This window comes from Bradyrhizobium sp. I1.14.4, assembly GCF_050435825.1.
Taxonomy (GTDB): Bacteria; Pseudomonadota; Alphaproteobacteria; order Rhizobiales; family Xanthobacteraceae; genus Bradyrhizobium.
The window spans coordinates 73892-89030 of sequence record NZ_JBNDLA010000008.1; the positions used below are offsets into that span (position 1 = coordinate 73892).

14 protein-coding genes are annotated in these 15139 nt (G+C 64.7%); 5 read left to right on the forward strand and 9 right to left on the reverse strand.

Annotated features, from left to right (window positions below; genetic code table 11):
* Nucleotides 1-3 precede the first annotated feature (3 nt).
* From ABIB78_RS18085 to ABIB78_RS18100, 4 genes are all read left to right on the forward strand, one after another.
* Nucleotides 4-1134, forward strand: a complete 1131-nt coding sequence (locus ABIB78_RS18085; protein WP_429026944.1) for a PspA/IM30 family protein — start codon at nt 4-6, stop codon at nt 1132-1134.
* Nucleotides 1131-1793, forward strand: a complete 663-nt coding sequence (locus tag ABIB78_RS18090) for an OB-fold-containig protein (RefSeq protein WP_429026946.1) — start codon at nt 1131-1133, stop codon at nt 1791-1793. The genes ABIB78_RS18085 and ABIB78_RS18090 overlap by 4 nt, the downstream gene beginning before the upstream one ends.
* 3 nt (nt 1794-1796) lie before the next feature.
* The gene (locus ABIB78_RS18095; RefSeq protein WP_429026949.1) at nt 1797-3542 is read left to right on the forward strand and encodes a flotillin family protein; all 1746 of its coding nucleotides are present in this window, start codon (nt 1797-1799) and stop codon (nt 3540-3542) included.
* A 198-nt stretch (nt 3543-3740) separates the two neighbouring features.
* On the forward strand, nt 3741-4982 hold the full coding sequence (locus ABIB78_RS18100) for an MFS transporter (RefSeq protein ID WP_429026951.1): 1242 nt from the start codon (nt 3741-3743) through the stop codon (nt 4980-4982).
* A 139-nt stretch (nt 4983-5121) separates the two neighbouring features.
* Here the strand turns inward: ABIB78_RS18100 and ABIB78_RS18105 are convergent, their stop codons facing one another.
* Nucleotides 5122-6375, reverse strand: a complete 1254-nt coding sequence (locus tag ABIB78_RS18105; protein WP_429026953.1) for an adenylate/guanylate cyclase domain-containing protein — start codon at nt 6373-6375, stop codon at nt 5122-5124.
* Nucleotides 6376-6550: 175 nt separating this feature from the next.
* Here ABIB78_RS18105 and ABIB78_RS18110 point away from each other — a divergent pair, with 175 nt between their 5' ends.
* A complete protein-coding gene (locus tag ABIB78_RS18110) occupies nt 6551-6742 on the forward strand; it encodes a hypothetical protein (RefSeq protein WP_429026955.1) in 192 nt (63 codons plus the stop codon).
* 45 nt (nt 6743-6787) lie between these two features.
* On the opposite strand, the gene ABIB78_RS18115 is transcribed toward ABIB78_RS18110, so the two are convergent.
* From ABIB78_RS18115 to lepB, 8 genes are all read right to left on the reverse strand, one after another.
* Nucleotides 6788-7591, reverse strand: coding sequence for an N-acyl homoserine lactonase family protein (locus tag ABIB78_RS18115; protein WP_429027402.1), 804 nt, complete (start codon nt 7589-7591; stop codon nt 6788-6790).
* A gap of 155 nt (nt 7592-7746) precedes the next feature.
* Nucleotides 7747-8718 (reverse strand): cation diffusion facilitator family transporter, encoded by a 972-nt coding sequence (locus ABIB78_RS18120; RefSeq protein WP_429026957.1) that lies wholly within the window; start codon nt 8716-8718, stop codon nt 7747-7749.
* Between the two features lie 165 nt (nt 8719-8883).
* Complete coding sequence (gene parC, locus ABIB78_RS18125) at nt 8884-11139, reverse strand: DNA topoisomerase IV subunit A (protein ID WP_429026959.1); 2256 nt, start codon at nt 11137-11139, stop codon at nt 8884-8886.
* 74 nt (nt 11140-11213) lie between these two features.
* The gene (recO, locus tag ABIB78_RS18130) at nt 11214-11963 is read right to left on the reverse strand and encodes a DNA repair protein RecO (RefSeq protein WP_429026962.1); all 750 of its coding nucleotides are present in this window, start codon (nt 11961-11963) and stop codon (nt 11214-11216) included.
* A 107-nt stretch (nt 11964-12070) separates the two neighbouring features.
* Complete coding sequence (locus ABIB78_RS18135) at nt 12071-12451, reverse strand: hypothetical protein (RefSeq protein WP_429026964.1); 381 nt, start codon at nt 12449-12451, stop codon at nt 12071-12073.
* A gap of 15 nt (nt 12452-12466) precedes the next feature.
* Nucleotides 12467-13390: a GTPase Era gene (gene era / locus ABIB78_RS18140; protein WP_429026966.1), complete on the reverse strand. Its 924-nt coding sequence runs from the start codon at nt 13388-13390 to the stop codon at nt 12467-12469.
* Nucleotides 13383-14204, reverse strand: a complete 822-nt coding sequence (gene rnc, locus ABIB78_RS18145; protein WP_429026969.1) for a ribonuclease III — start codon at nt 14202-14204, stop codon at nt 13383-13385. Before rnc ends, era begins: the two co-directional genes overlap by 8 nt.
* A complete protein-coding gene (gene lepB / locus ABIB78_RS18150) occupies nt 14201-14962 on the reverse strand; it encodes a signal peptidase I (RefSeq protein WP_429026971.1) in 762 nt (253 codons plus the stop codon). Before lepB ends, rnc begins: the two co-directional genes overlap by 4 nt.
* Between the last annotated feature and the right edge of the window lie 177 nt (nt 14963-15139).

The following is a 15139-nucleotide window of genomic DNA, read 5'->3' on the forward strand; positions in this document are numbered from 1 at the left end:
TGCATGATCAAACTGCCCGTCGAGACGCCATCCGCAACGCTGCGCTACGCCCTCGCCCCCGACCCGTCGGGCATCGAGGCGATGGAGGCGACCTTTGCGGCCTACGACCGGATGATGGCGATCCTCGCCGAGGTCGCCCCTGTCGGTGCCAACCTCGTCTCGCTGCACGCCCAGGCCTACGAGAAGATCCGCAAGGAGACCGGCTTGCCTGCCCGGCTGGTCACACTCGGCCTGCGCGATCGCGCCAACTACATTGCAGGCGCCGCCGTCCGCCGGATACCGCTCGACGACAAGTTGTTTGCGATCAAGGGTCCAACTTCACTGACCATTAGCACTGTCAGCGGACGCGTCTTGGTGCCGTTCGACGTGCCGGGATATGTGTCGGGCTGGGAAAGCCCCTTCCCGGCGCATTTGATCTCGGATGGACGCGGCTACGAAATCCACATCGCCGTCAAATCGAAATCAGCACAACCGGAGGAGAAGACCATGCTTCACGAAGGCATCCTTGCGCGCATGGGCCGGCTTCTTGCCGCCATCGCAAGCCAGACCATCGACGACGTCGAGAACAACAACAAGGTGGCGCTGGTCAAACAGGCGATCCGCGAGATCGACGCCGGCGCCGACGAAGCGCGCTACGCGCTCGGCAAATCCCGCGCCGAAGAATTCCGTTTGAAGAGACGGCGCGAAGAACTGGATACCGAAACAGCTGGCCTGAACGAGAAGATCCGTCTCGCACTTGCGGAAAATCGCGAGGATCTCGCGCGCGCCGGCGTCGCACGGCAAATTGATCTGGAGTCGCAGGTGATCGCGCTGGAACGCGCGATGGATTTCATCGAGCTCGAAATCGATGAGCAGACAAAGGCTCTGCAGGCCATGCTCGGCGCGCGCCGCGAGGCGGAGACGCGATTAACCGATCTCGAACAAAGCCTGATCCGCGACGCCAGGGACGAAACCAGCCGGGCCCCATCGACGACCAATACATTGAGTGCTGATCGCGCCATGGCGGCAATCGCCCGGGTCACCGGTGTTCCCGCCTACAGCGTGCTCGGCGACAAGGAGCTCGACGAACTCGATCGCCTGCATCGCGAAAAGGAAATCGCGGCGCGGCTTGAAAGGATCAAGTCAGGAAAATGAGTGCAGTTGGCGACATTCTGCTCGCCCCCGACGTGCGGCCGTTCGCGGTCGCGGCTGCGATCATGGTGGCACTTGGCGGTATCGAACTGCTGACCACCATGGTCGGACTTTCGATCAGCGAACTCGTCGGCAAGGATTTCGCGGTCGAAGCCGAGAGCCATAATGCTCTCAGTGGCCTGTTTCTCTGGATCAACGCCGGGCGGCTTCCCCTCGTGATCCTGATCATTCTGATACTTGGCATATTTTCGATCGGGGGCTTCCTGCTTCAGGGACTGGCGCATGCCGCAGGCACTGCCATCCCGGTCTCGATTGCCGCGATGGTTGCCGCAGCGGGCAGCATCCCCGTAATCAGAAACGCGAGCCGCGGCCTCGCCCGCATCATTCCGCGTGACGAGAGCTACGCGGTCAACGACAGCGACTTTGTCGGCAAGGTCGCAACCGTGTCGGTCGGCCCGCTCGATCAGGGCCTGCCCGGCAGGGTCCGTCTCAAGGATGTCTTCGGCAACTGGCACACCGTGTCGGCGCGTGCCAGCGCAGAGTCCGAGGCGTTGCCGGTCGGCACCAGCGTGCTGCTGGTCGACCGCGACGCCAAGGGCTTCATCGCGATTGCCGCTCCAGCCGACCTCGTCGAACAACAACAATCTTCCAACAGGGCATAACATATGTGGGAACTTGCTGCACCCGTCGCTATTGGCGTCATTGCCATTCTCGTTATCGGCCTGCTTTTTGCAAAACTCTACAAACGATCAACGCGCGATGAGGCCTATGTCCGCACCGGCCTCGGCGGCCAGAAGGTGGTGCTCGATGGCGGCTCGCTCGTGCTGCCGATCTTCCACTCCACCGCCGCGGTGAACCTGAAGACGCTGCGGCTCGAGGTCGCGCGCGGCGGTCCGGACTCGCTGATCACCAAGGACCGCATGCGCGTCGACATCGGCGCCGAGTTCTATCTGCGCGTCAAACCCGACTCTTCGTCGATTGCGCTGGCCGCGCAGACGCTCGGCAACCGCACCAATGACGCCGCCGAGCTCCGCGAGCTGGTCGAGGCCAAGTTCGTCGACGGCCTGCGCTCGGTCGCCGCGACCATGAACCTCGAGGAGTTGCAGGAACAGCGCGCGACCTTCGTCAAGGCGGTGCAGGACGCGGTCGGCGCCGACATCCAGAACAACGGCCTCGAGCTTGAATCGGTGTCGCTGACCCGGCTCGACCAAAGCGACATCAAGCACTTCAATCCGAGCAATTTCTTCGACGCGCACGGTCTGACGACACTGACCAAGATCACCAAGGAGCGTGAACAGGAGCGCAACCAGATTGTCCGCACCACCGAGGTGACGATCGCCCAGCAGGATCTGGTCGCGCGCCAGACCACGCTGACGATCGAGACCACCAAGCGCGACGCCGAACTGGCGCAGCAGCGCGACATTGCCAACAAGACCGCCGCGATGCGTGCGCAGACGGCGCAGGTCGAACAGACTGCATTGCAGAACGAAGCCGAATATCGCATCCAGCAGGAACTCGCGGTCGCCAACAAGCAGACCGAGGCTACCCAGGCCCGCGACACCCGCAAGATCGAAGCCGATCTCGCGGTGAAGCGCCGCACTACCGAGATGGAGCGCGATCTGCAGATCGTGGCGCAGGAGGCCGCGATCGTTGTCGCCACCAAGAACAAGGAGCAGTCGGAAGCCCAGACCATCGCCGAGACAGCACGTGCCCTTGCGATCGCAGCCGAGGAAAAGGTCACCACCGCCCGCGCCACCGAGGTCGCCGAACGCGACAAGATCATCAACGTGATCGCCGCGCGCAAGGTTGCCGAAACTAACGCGATGCCGATCACCGTGATGGCGGAAGCCGAAAAGCAGGCTGCGGCCAACAAGGCCGAGGCCACCAACGTGCTGGCGAAAGCCGACGCAAATGCCGCCACCACCCGTGCCGCCGGCGTCAAGGCACTCGGCCAGGCCGAAGCGGAAGTCGCGACGTTGAAGGCGGAGGCGCGCAACAGACTGAGCGCTGACATGATCGCCTACGATCTCAATCTCGCGCGGATCAACGTGATCCCGAGCGCGCTCGCCGAGGCGGTGAAGCCGATCGAGAAGATTTCCGACATCCGGATCTTCGACACCGGCGGCATGCTCGGCCGCGGCGGCGCCAACGGCCATGCCAACGGCAATGGCGGCCTCGGGCTCGGCGACGGCCTTGCCGCGCAGTTGCTGTCGGTCTCGGCGTTCAAGCCGATGATCGACAAGATCCTCTCGGAGGCCGGATTCAGCGCAGGCCCCGACGCCGTGACCAACCTATTGAGTGCGCTGCGTGCCACTCAAGCGGAAGTACCGGCCCCGTCCGTCGACAGCACGGCAACGGCGCCGACCACTATATCGGGAGCCGGCCACGCGACTCTTGGCCCGAGGTCGTAGAACAGCGCGCGCAGGCACGATCACGGGCCAACTCGCGCGTGATCCAAAACCTTGATGGCCTGTTAGGCTCAGAACATCGCATCGGCAAGGCCCGCCCTCCCGGCGGGCCTTGGCTTTGGCGTTGTCGGGAAACGGGTGGGATCGGGCGTCTTCCAACCACACACTATGGCCAGATCGAATATCCCTGAGGATTCTGCCATGTCCGCCGATACGCCTCGCCTGCCAAGCACCTTCAATCGTCTGGCTTGGTCCAACCTCGCCGCGCAATCGGCCGAGCAGATTGCGCTTGCGGCCGCGCCCATCGTCGCCGTGCTGGTGCTCGGTGTCGGCGAAGGCCGGACCGGCCTGCTGCAGACCGCGCTGACGCTGCCGTTCATCCTGTTTGCAATTCCCGCAGGCCTGCTGGCCGACCGCGTGTCGCGGCGCTGGGTGATGGCGGGCTCCGAGGCGCTGCGCGCGGCGGCCCTTGCCGCGATCCTGCTGTTGCTGTGGTTCGGTCTGATGACGCTGCCGCTGCTCGCTTTGCTCGGCTTCATCGCGGTCTGCGGCACGGTTGCCTACAGCGTCGCAGCTCCTGCGCTGGTCCCGTCCCTGGTGATCTCGCAGCAATTGCCGGCGGCGAATGCCCGTATCGAACTTGCGCGCACCGTCGCATTTGCCAGCGGACCCGCGCTCGGCGGCGTGCTGGTCGGCTGGGTCGGCGCTGCGCCCGCATTCGGCTTTGCCGCGGCGCTGTCGGCGATCGCGGTCGTCCTGCTCGCCGGCATCTACGAGCCGGCACGCCAGCCTGCCCCGCGACGGCATCCGTTGCAGGACATCAAGGAAGGCGCGGCCTTTGTGATGCATCACGCCTTGCTGCGGCCGGTGTTCATCACCCAGTTCATCTTCAACACCGCGTCCTTCCTGCTGCTCGCCGTGTTCGTGCCCTATGCGGTGCGCCATCTCGGGCTCAGCGCCACCGGTGTCGGTACGACGCTTGCAATGTACGGCGTCGGCATGGTGGTCGGCGCGCTGTTCGCAACCCGCGTCATGAAGCGGCTGGCGTTCGGCACCGTGATCGGGCTCGGCCCGGTGACCGGCCTGGTCGCCTCACTCGTGATGGCGCTGACGACCTGGATTGCGACACCACTGCTCGCGGGCCTCGGCTTCTTCCTGCTCGGCGTCGGCCCAATCCTGTGGGTGATCTCGACCACTACGCTCAGGCAGTCGGTGACGCCACCCTCGCTGCTCGGCCGCGTCTCCGCGATCAACATCATGAGCTACGGCGCCCGCCCGCTCGGCTCCGCGCTCGGCGCCATCGTCGGCGGCCTCTACGGCGCCGAAGCCTGCCTCTATCTTGCGGCCGCGATCTTCGCCGCCCAGGCGCTGGTGATCCTGATGTCGCCCGCGGTGTCGTTGACGCGGCAGCCCGACATGGTCGGCGAACCCGTGCGCTGCTGAAAGGCTGTCATTGTGAAGAGCGAAGCGACGAAGCAATCCAGACCCCCAGCCGCGGCGGCATGGATTGCTTCGCGGAGCCTGTCATCGGGCGCGCATTCGCGCGACCCGGTGGCTCGCAATGACGAAGGAGCGAAATCGGTTAGCTCGCCAGATACCGCTCATATTTACCGCCCACGACCTCGTCGGCGGTAATCGCCGGATCCAGCGTATAGAGATCCTGCGCATGGCCGATGCCGCGCAAAACAAAGCGGCCGGTGGAGACCAGATAGCTGCGGCCGGCGGCATCGAGCCCGGTGCGGAAATCGGTCGAGGTCAGCAATTCGCGGTCGACCGAGGCGCACATCGAGGCGATCCGGCTGACCTCGTTGACGGCGGGCCCGACCACCGTGAAGTCCAGCCGGTCCTCGCTGCCGATATTGCCGTAGAAGACCTCGCCGACATGGAGGCCGACATAGGCCGTGGTGGTCGGCCGGCCCTCGTTCTCGCGGCGATCGTTCAGCACGCGGATGTTATGTCGGAATCTGTGCTCGGCGCGCAGCGCCGCGCGCTTCGCGATTGCCATGTTCTCGCTGGTGAACATCGCCAGCACGCCGTCGCCGATCAGCTTCAGCACCTCGCCGCCGGCGTCATGGATCGCGTCGATCGACGCCTGCGCGTAGTCGTTGAGGAACGGGATGATCTCGTCCGGGCCGATGCGCTCGCTGATCGCGGTCGAGCCGCGCACGTCGGAGTACCACAGCACAGCCTTGATCTTCTCGGTGATGCCGCGCTGCATGCGCCCGCGCAGCACCTGCTCCGCCGTCTCACGGCCGAGATAGACCCGCCCCAGTGTGCGGGCGATCTCGACCTGCGCGGCCGACTTGATCGCGAGCCCGAGCACCGGCACCAGGTCGCGCAGCGCCGCCATATGATTCTCGTCGAACCCGTCCGAACGGCGGGTGGTATAGTAGGAATAGAAGCAGTCCATCTCCCCGATCGTGCCGGCTTCACCGAAGCGATGCACGAAGGCGGCGAAATGCTTGTGGCCCTTCTCGGCCAGCTCGCCGATCATCGAGAAATCATGCGTCTCGGCGAGATCGATCACCATCTCGTCATGGCCATTTTCGAGCATGTGGTGGAACGCCGACCGCCGCCAGTTCTGGCTGGCCTCGCCTGCGCTGGTCGAGCCGTATTCGAAGATGTCGGCCTCGTTGCTCTCGCCGTCGTTCCAGCGGAAGCCGCGCCCCTCGAAGATCGGATGCAGGGTGTCGATGAAGACGATTGCCCGTGACAGCGGCATGCCGGCGGCCCGGCAGCGCTCGCAGAAGCCGCGCAGCAGGTCGTTTTCCGGCAGGCCGGTCAGACCCTGGCGCACCAGCCAATTCATGAGGCGTAAACGGGGTGTCAGTTCCATCAGCGGATTATGCCGGGCAATTGGTGCGGGAGGAAGGGCTGGTCGTCGCGTGACAGATGCGGACGATGGTCCGGCATTGCAAGGCCGGGCCGCCTCGCCATTTCGCGCGGAACACCGCCGCCGGGATCGTGGCGATTCCGCTTTCCTTTGCCGCGGCCTTCGCGCACAAGAGCGCATGGACAACGATGCCGGCCCGCAAAATCCGATCCGACGCCTCATGCATTGGGCGATCACCCCGCCACAATCCTATGGGGTCTATCTTGCCGGCCTGATCCTGATGTTCGTCCTGTCGTTCTACGCCGGCACGCTGAGGCCGAAACACGTGACCGCCCCGTCGGTGACCGCGCCGTCCGCCCCGCGCAGCTGATCAGGCCGATCTAAGCTCGTCGAAGGCGCGCGGTCCCGAAGCGGCTCAGTCATAGAAGTCGGGCGACAGCTTGAGCCCGTCGCGCTGCGCCTTGTCGTGGTTGATCCAGAGCTGCGCCTTCTCTTTCGTCAGCGTGTCGGCGATCTTCTGCATCGAGGCCAGCGTCTGGTCCTTGCTGGCGTTCAGGCTCGGCACACGCCGATTGTCCCAATTGTCCTTGAAATGAACGGCATCGCCGGTCAGCACCACCGCGCCGGTCTTCGACAACTTCACCAGCAGCGACTGGTGGCCGGGCGTGTGGCCCGGCGTCGACAGGATGGTGACGCTGCCGTCGCCGAACACGTCGCGGTCACCTTCGAGCTTCGTGACGGGATGCTCGGGCTTGAAGCGCGGCGCGTTGTTGGCGCCAGGCCATTCATACTCCGCCTTCTGCACATACAGCATCGCGGCCGGGAACATCTCGACATTGCCGATATGATCGGGATGGGTATGCGAGACGGCGACCGCCTTGATGTCCGACGGCTTCACCCCGACCTGGTCGAGCTGCGCGGCGAGTGTCTTCGGCCGCTGCCAAGTGACCGCCTTGGGATCGGCAGGCGCAAGGCCGTTCGGCATCGCCGCCACCGCGTCGGGAATGCCGGTGTCCCACAGGAACCAGCCCTGCGCGTGCTTGATCAGGTAGCAATTGTCGACGAAGTCCATCGACTTGCCTTCATTGACGCCGGGCGACCAGCGTGAAATGTCGCCTGCAACGCCCTCGCCGCAGTTGAGGATGTAAAGCCGCTCGACGCCTGGTTTAGCCGGCTGGGCGTCTGCGTGCGGCGCCGCGCCCACGACCCAGAGCAACATTGCAAGACCGATTGCCTTCTTCACGTTGCTCTCCGTTGATCGAGCCGGCTATTTCAGCGCACACAGCCACAATGTGCCGTTTCGTCGTCGGCTGTGGAAGACGTGGACACGGGTCGACCGATCAATTGAATGCGAGTGCGTGGCGGTGCCGCCGGCTAGACCATTTCCGCCGGCGCCAGCCGGCAGGTCTCGCTGCTGATCTCGACCTGCAGCGTCGCGTGGTGAATGCTGAACCGCTCCGAAAGCTGCGCACAGACATGATGCAGGAAGACATCATCGTGTCCGCCGGGCCGCACCAGATGTGCGGTCAACGCGGTCTCGCTCGTGCTCATCGCCCAGATGTGCAGGTCGTGAACCTCGGTGACGCCCTCGAGCGCGGCGAGATAGTCCCTCACCTGCTTGAGATCGATGCCCCTCGGTACCGCGTCGAGCGCGAGGTTGACGCTGTCGCGGGCAAGCTCCCAGCCGCTCAGCAGCACGACCACGGCGATGACCAGGCTGATCGCCGGATCGAGCCACTGCCAGCCGGTCGCCATGATCAGCAGGGCGGCGATCACGACACCGAGCGAGACACCGGCATCCGCCGCCATGTGCAGATAGGCGCCGCGCACGTTGAGGTCGCTGTCGCGACCGCGCATGAACAGTAGCGCGGTGCCGCCATTGATCAGGATGCCGAGCGCCGCGACCCAGAGCACGGTCCAGCTTGCGACTTCGGCAGGCTCGCGGAAGCGATTGATCGCCTCGACCGCAATGCCGCCGACCGCGATCAAGAGCAGTCCGGCATTGAACAGCGCCGCCAGGATCGAGGCACGGCGGTAGCCGTAGGTGTGGGTGTCGGTCGGACGCCTGCCGGCGAGCCACGCCCCACCCCAGGCCAGCAGCAGCGCGATGACGTCGGAGAGATTGTGGACAGCGTCGGAGACCAGCGCGAGGGAATTGGCGCTGTAACCGAAGATCAGCTCTGCGACGACAAAGGCGGTGTTCAGCGCCGCGCCGACCGCAAAGGCCGTGCCGAAATTGTCGGGCGCGTGGCTGTGTCCGGCATGGGAATGCCCTGCGTGGGGATGCCCAACCGGGGAAGCTCCATGAGAATGACCGCTGTGGTCATGGTCGTGATTGTGCGCCATGGCAACCGTCGCCTGATATCGTCGGCGACGGTTATAGCGCGGCGAAATGCGGATACTATCACACCGCGCGTGTCAAAGACCGTAGGGCGGATTAGCCGAAGGCGTAATCCGCTGCGCCGCGGCAAGAAGGCGGGTTACGGCTGCGCCTAACCCGCCCTACCCAAACTACTCCACGCCGCGATTGAACTTGTTCGACTTCGGCAGGCCATGGGCGAGCCGGCCGGCATCGGCGCGGTTGCCGCGCCAGTCGGCCAGTTCCTTCATGGTCATGCTGTGCTCGCGGCCGGCGGAATCCTTCCAGGTCATGCCGGTCTTGGAGTCGAACACCGCGACATCCGACAGCGACGCGCTTGAGTATTTCTGCAGCCGCACGCCGCGTCCGCGCGCCATTTCCGGCACCTGGTCGAGGCCGAACAGCACCATCTTGTGGTTGGTGCCGATCACCGCAACGGTATCGCCTGATACGGTCGTGATCGCGCGGGCCTCGTTCGGCATCTCGACATTGAGTACCTGCTTGCCCTTGCGGGTGTTGCCGACGCAGTCCTCTTCCTTGACGATGAAGCCTTGGCCCTCGCTGCTCGCGATCAGGAACTTGCGCTCGCCCTTGTTGACGAACAGCGAGATGATCGCGGCATCCTGCTCGAGGTCGATGAACATGCGGATCGGCTCGCCATGGCCGCGGCCGCCCGGCAGCTTGGCGACGTCGAGCGAGTAGAACTTGCCGTTGGTGGCAAACAGCAACAGCTTCGAGGTGGTCTCGGCAAAGAACGAGTGCTCGAGCTTGTCGTCAGTCTTGAAGGCGAGGCCCGAGAGATCCTCGACATGCCCCTTCAGCGTCCGCACCCAGCCCTTCTCGGAGATCACGACGGTGCATGGCTCGCGCTCGACCAGGGCTTCCTCGATCGCGGCGAGGTCATGCTCGGGCGCATCGGCGAAGGTGGTGCGGCGCTTGCCGAGCGGGGTCTTTGGCCCGAAGAGGTCACGCACCTTGCGCACCTGATCGCTGACCTTGGTCCATTGCTCGGTCTCAGAACCGAGCAGGCCCTCGATGCCCTTCAGCTCCTTGCGCAGATCCTTGTCCTCGGTGCGGATCTCCATCTCCTCCAGGCGGCGCAGATTGCGCAGGCGCATGTTGAGGATGGCGTCAGCCTGGACGTCTGTAAGGTTGAAGGTCTTGATCAAGACCGGCTTCGGCTCGTCCTCGGTCCGGATGATCTTGATCACCTTGTCGAGGTTCAGGTAAGCGACGAGGTGGCCGCCCAGCACTTCCAGGCGGTGCTCAATCTGCGTTTTGCGGAAGTTGGAACGGCGGACCAGCACGTCGCGCAGATGGTCGAGCCATTCGCGCAAGCACTCGGCAAGGCCGACCACCTTCGGGATGCGGCCCTTGATCAGCACGTTCAGGTTCAGCGAGATCTTGCTTTCCAGCTCGGTCAGCCGGAACAGCGATTCCATCATCAGCGCCGGATCGACGGTGCGCGACTTCGGCTCGATCACGAGGCGAACGTCCTCGGCCGATTCGTCGCGGACATCTCCAACCAGCGGCAGCTTCTTCTCGTTGATGAGTTCGGCGATCTTCTCGACGATGCGCGACTTCTGCACCAACCACGGGATCTCGGTGACGACGATCACCCAGGTGCCCCGTGCGCCCTCCTCCTGGGTCCAGCGCGCGCGGGTGCGGAACGAGCCGCGCCCCGTCGTGTAGGCCTCGATGATCGATTCCTTCGAATCGACGACGATGCCGCCGGTCGGGAAGTCCGGGCCCTTGACCCACTTCAGCAGCGCCTTCGACTTGGCGTCTGGCTTCTCGATCAGATGCAGCGCGGCGTCGCAGAGCTCGGCGGCGTTGTGCGGCGGGATCGAGGTCGCCATGCCGACCGCGATGCCCTGGGCACCGTTGGCGAGCAGGTTCGGGAAGCCGCCCGGCAGCACCACCGGCTCTTTCGACTGGCCATCGTAGTTGAGGCGGAATTCGACGCCGTCCTCGTCGATGCCGTCGAGCAGGAGCCGCGCGACCTCGGTCATGCGCGCTTCGGTGTAGCGGTAGGCGGCCGCATTATCGCCATCGATATTGCCAAAATTGCCCTGGCCGTCGACCAGCGGGTAGCGCGATGAGAAATCCTGCGCCAGGCGCACCATGGCGTCATAGATCGCCTGGTCGCCATGCGGATGGAACGAGCCCATCACGTCGCCGACGATCTTGGCCGACTTCTTGAACGCTGCGCGCGGGTCGAGCCCAAGCAGGTCCATGCCGTAGAGGATTCGCCGATGCACCGGCTTCAGCCCGTCGCGGGCATCCGGCAGCGCGCGATGCATGATGGTCGAGAGCGCATAGGCGAGATAGCGCTCCTCGAGCGCATCCCGCAGCGGCACCTCGTGGATTTCGGCCGGCTTTTCCGGCGGTATCTGTCGTTTTCCCATGGAGAGGCGTTAAACCTTGGCGATGAATCGGGCAAGCCGCGAATCAGCGGGAATTTAGGGCCGCGAATCGCGGTTCACGGAACCGCGCTCCGGCTCCGCCGCCGGGCCACGGCGTTGATAAATCCGTCGCGGGCGTCGGAATGGCCCTGCCCGCGCGGCTCCAGCACGTGGCGGAGCAGGAACAGGCCGGTGATCTGGAAACCGTCGCGCAGGTCCTGGTCCGACCAGCCGCCGGCGCCGCCCTCGCCTTCGCGCAGGAACGCCGGCAGCGGCAACAGGCGGTCGCGCCACGGCTCGCCGGCGGTGCGGGACACGGCGCCGCCGGATTTCGGCGACACGTAGATCAGCTCGGTGGTCTCCCCGGTCGCCGCGCAGTTTTCAAGGTCGAGCCCAAACCCAAGCTCGGTCAGCATTGCCAGCTCGAACCGGATCACGTGCACGGCGGCAACGCCGGCATCCTCGAAATCGTCGAGCGTCCCCTGCAGCATCTCGTAGATGTCTTCGTGCGGATCGCGCTCCGGCAGCAGCCGGGCCAGCGCCGCCAGATGCGTGACGCCGTAGACCGCGTGCGACGAGGCGAGCAGCGTCGCCGCGCGCAGCCGCGTGCCTTCCAGCGCATACATTCCAAGATGCTCGTCGAGCCGCGCCCGCCACACCGCCGTGACGCTGTTGCCGGGCTGCAGCAGCGGTCGCATCCGCGAGCCGGCCCCGCCGCGCACCAGGCCCAGATGTCGGCCATGCTCGCGCGTCAACAGCTCGACGATGGCGGAAGATTCGCCATGCCGCCGCACGCCCAGCACGATGCCTTCGTCGGTCCACTCCATGACTGGAAACGTATCATCGTGGGGCGCATTAGCGCAGCGTAATCCGCCGATATCGCCAGGAAGTTACAGTGGCGGGTTATGCTTTCGGCTAACCCACCGGACAAGCATCACGCGTTGAACCAGCCCTGCGCGTCGCCGGTGAAGGAATAATACAGCCCGGCCGTGGTCAGGATGCAGGACACCACCTCGATGGCGCTGTCGAGCTCCATGCCCTTTTCCGCGACCACCTGTACCAGCGAGATCACCGACAATACAAGCACCGCAGCCAGCGCCCAGCGCGGCCAGTTCTTGCGGTGCCGCGCGGCGAGCCTGACGAAATACATCAGCAGCAGGATCATGCAGCCGGCCGTCAGGGTCTCGCCCGTGATCATCTGCTCGGTTTTCACGACGGACGGCGTGCGGTCCTGGAACGCCACCGACAGCGCGTCGAGCGCCAGCGAGAGATAGAGCAGCACCTCAAACCACAGCACGTTTCTGGGCACGTTCATTTGCAAGCGCCGACTCTATTCCTTGGGGAAGTCCAATCCCATTTCCCGATAGCGGTCGGGGTCGTCGCCCCAGTTCTCCCGCACCTTGACGAACAGGAACAGATGCACCGGGACGCCCATGATCTCGGCGATCTCGGCACGCGCCTGCGCGCCGATCGACTTGATGGTGGCGCCGCCCTTGCCGAGCACGATCTTGCGCTGGCTCTCGCGCTCGACATAAATCGTCTGCTCGATGCGGATCGACTTGTCCTTGCGGTCGGCCCAGCTGTCGGTCTCGACCGTCGACTGGTACGGCAATTCCTGATGCAGATGGCTGTAGATCTTCTCGCGCGTGATCTCGGCCGCCAGATGCCGCATCGGTGCATCCGACATCTGGTCCTCGGGATAGAGGAACGGTCCGGCAGGCACCAGCTTGGCCAGCGTCTGGCGCAAATCGGCAACGCCGTCGCCCGACAGCGCCGAGATCATGAAAGTGTGCTCGAAGCGCATCCGCTCGTTGGCGGCCTGCGCCAGCGCCAGCAGTTTCTCGCGCTGCACGAGGTCGACCTTGTTCAGCACCAGGATCTTCGGATGCGCGACGGATTCGAGCTTGGCCAGGATCGCGTTGGCCTCTTCGTCGAGACCCGACTTCGCATCGAGCAGCACGCAGACGAGATCGGCGTCGTGCGCGCCACTCCAGGCGGTCGACACCATGGCGCGGTCAAGCCGGCGCCGCGGCGCGAAGATGCCGGGCGTGTCGACCAGGATGATCTGCGCGTTGCCCTCGATCACGATGCCGCGGATCAGCGCGCGTGTGGTCTGCACCTTGCGCGAAACGATGGTCACCTTGGAGCCCACCAGCGCGTTGACCAGCGTCGACTTGCCGACATTGGGTGCACCGATCAGCGCGACGAAGCCGCAGCGCGTCGCGTCCCCCTGCCCTTTGGCTTCGTCAGTCATTGGTCCCGACGCCTTCGCGCTCGATCATCGCGGATGCTGCTGCTTTCTCTGCCGCGCGCTTGTTGCCACCGAGGCCCTCGGCGGAGGCCAGGCCCGGCAGATCAACCGCAACGCGGAATTGCGGATCGTGGTGCGGGCCGGTGCGCTCGACCTCGCGATAGACCGGCGTCGGCAATCCCTTGCCCTGCGCCCATTCCTGCAACACAGTCTTTGGATCGCGCAACGGCCGGCGCAGCTTGTGCATCCGTTCGGTCCAGTTGCGCTCGACGAACTGGCGCGCGGCCTCGTAGCCGCCGTCGAGAAAGATCGCCCCGATCACCGCCTCGCAGATATCGCCGAGCACTGACTTGCGCAGCCGCGCGCCCTCGACCGCCTTCACCAAGCCGAGCTTGATGTCCTCGAGCAATCCGAGCGACTTGGCGACATCGGCGCAGCTCTCCTTGCGCACGAGGTCGGCGAGCCGTTTCGACAATTCGCCCTCGTCGGCCTTCGGAAACGCCCGGAACAGCATGTCGGAGACGATCAGCCCGAGCACGTGGTCGCCGAGGAATTCCAGCCGCTGGTAGCTATCGGCGCGGTTTCGCGTGGCCGGCTTCAGCGCGGACACGTGGGTGAACGCGGTGGTCAGCAGCGCAGCGTCAGAGAATTTGTACCCGATCCGCGCCTCGGTGCCCGCGATCGCGGCCTTCTCTTCGGCAGCCTTGGCCGCCTTGCTGCGCCGCTTCTTCGGCGCAGCTGTGCTGTCGGCGGCTGGCGTCTGGCTCGGCTCGCCGGTGGGCGCTTGATCGTTGATGGCTGCGGTGTCGTCGTTCATCGCACGATGGAGAATAAGCGATTCCACCGCACAGCGAACGGCCAGCGCCAGATCATCCAGGCCTGCTCACCCTCGGCGATCGAGAAGAAGATCATCTGGGCGCGCCCGATGATATTCTCGAACGGCACGTAGCCGACCTGCGACAGGAAGCGGCTGTCGGTGGAATTGTCGCGGTTGTCGCCCATCATGAAGAAATGCCCGGGCGGAACGGTGTAGACGATGGTGTTGTCCATGTAGCTGTTGTCGGTGCAGTCCAGCGCCTCATAGCTGACGCCGTTCGGCAGGGTCTCCTTCCAGCGCTTGACGCGGGCGGTGGCATCCGCCGAGCCGCAGGGGTCCTCGCCGACGAAATCGCTCAGCCGCTCCCGCTTGATCGGCTCATCGTTGATGTAGAGCAGCCCGTTCCTGACCTCGATGCGGTCGCCCGGCAGTCCGATGACGCGCTTGATATAGTCGGTGGAGTCATCCCGCGGCAGGCGAAACACCACGATGTCGCCGCGATTCGGCTCCGAGCCGAAGATGCGCCCGGAGAAAATGTTCGGCGAGAACGGAATCGAATAGTGGCTATAGCCGTAGGAATATTTCGAGACGAACAGGTAGTCGCCGACCAAGAGCGTCGCCTTCATCGATCCCGAGGGGATGTTGAACGGCTGGAACAGGAAGGTGCGGATAACGAGCGCGATCAGAAGAGCATGGATGACGACGCGGATGGTCTCGCCCAAGCCGCTCTCAGATTTGGTCCCGGTGGTCACGCTCATTGCTTTCCCAATTCCCGTGGGCCCTGATGTCCACGCGGTGGCAGAACGTTCTCTTCGCGCGAAGCGTTCGACCCTCGCGTGAGGAAAATGGCCTTGATTCTGATCTTGAGGGCAAATTCCGGTCTAATCCCGGAATCCGCGTCTCGCTCGATATAACCCTGCGGCGTTTTAGACGGT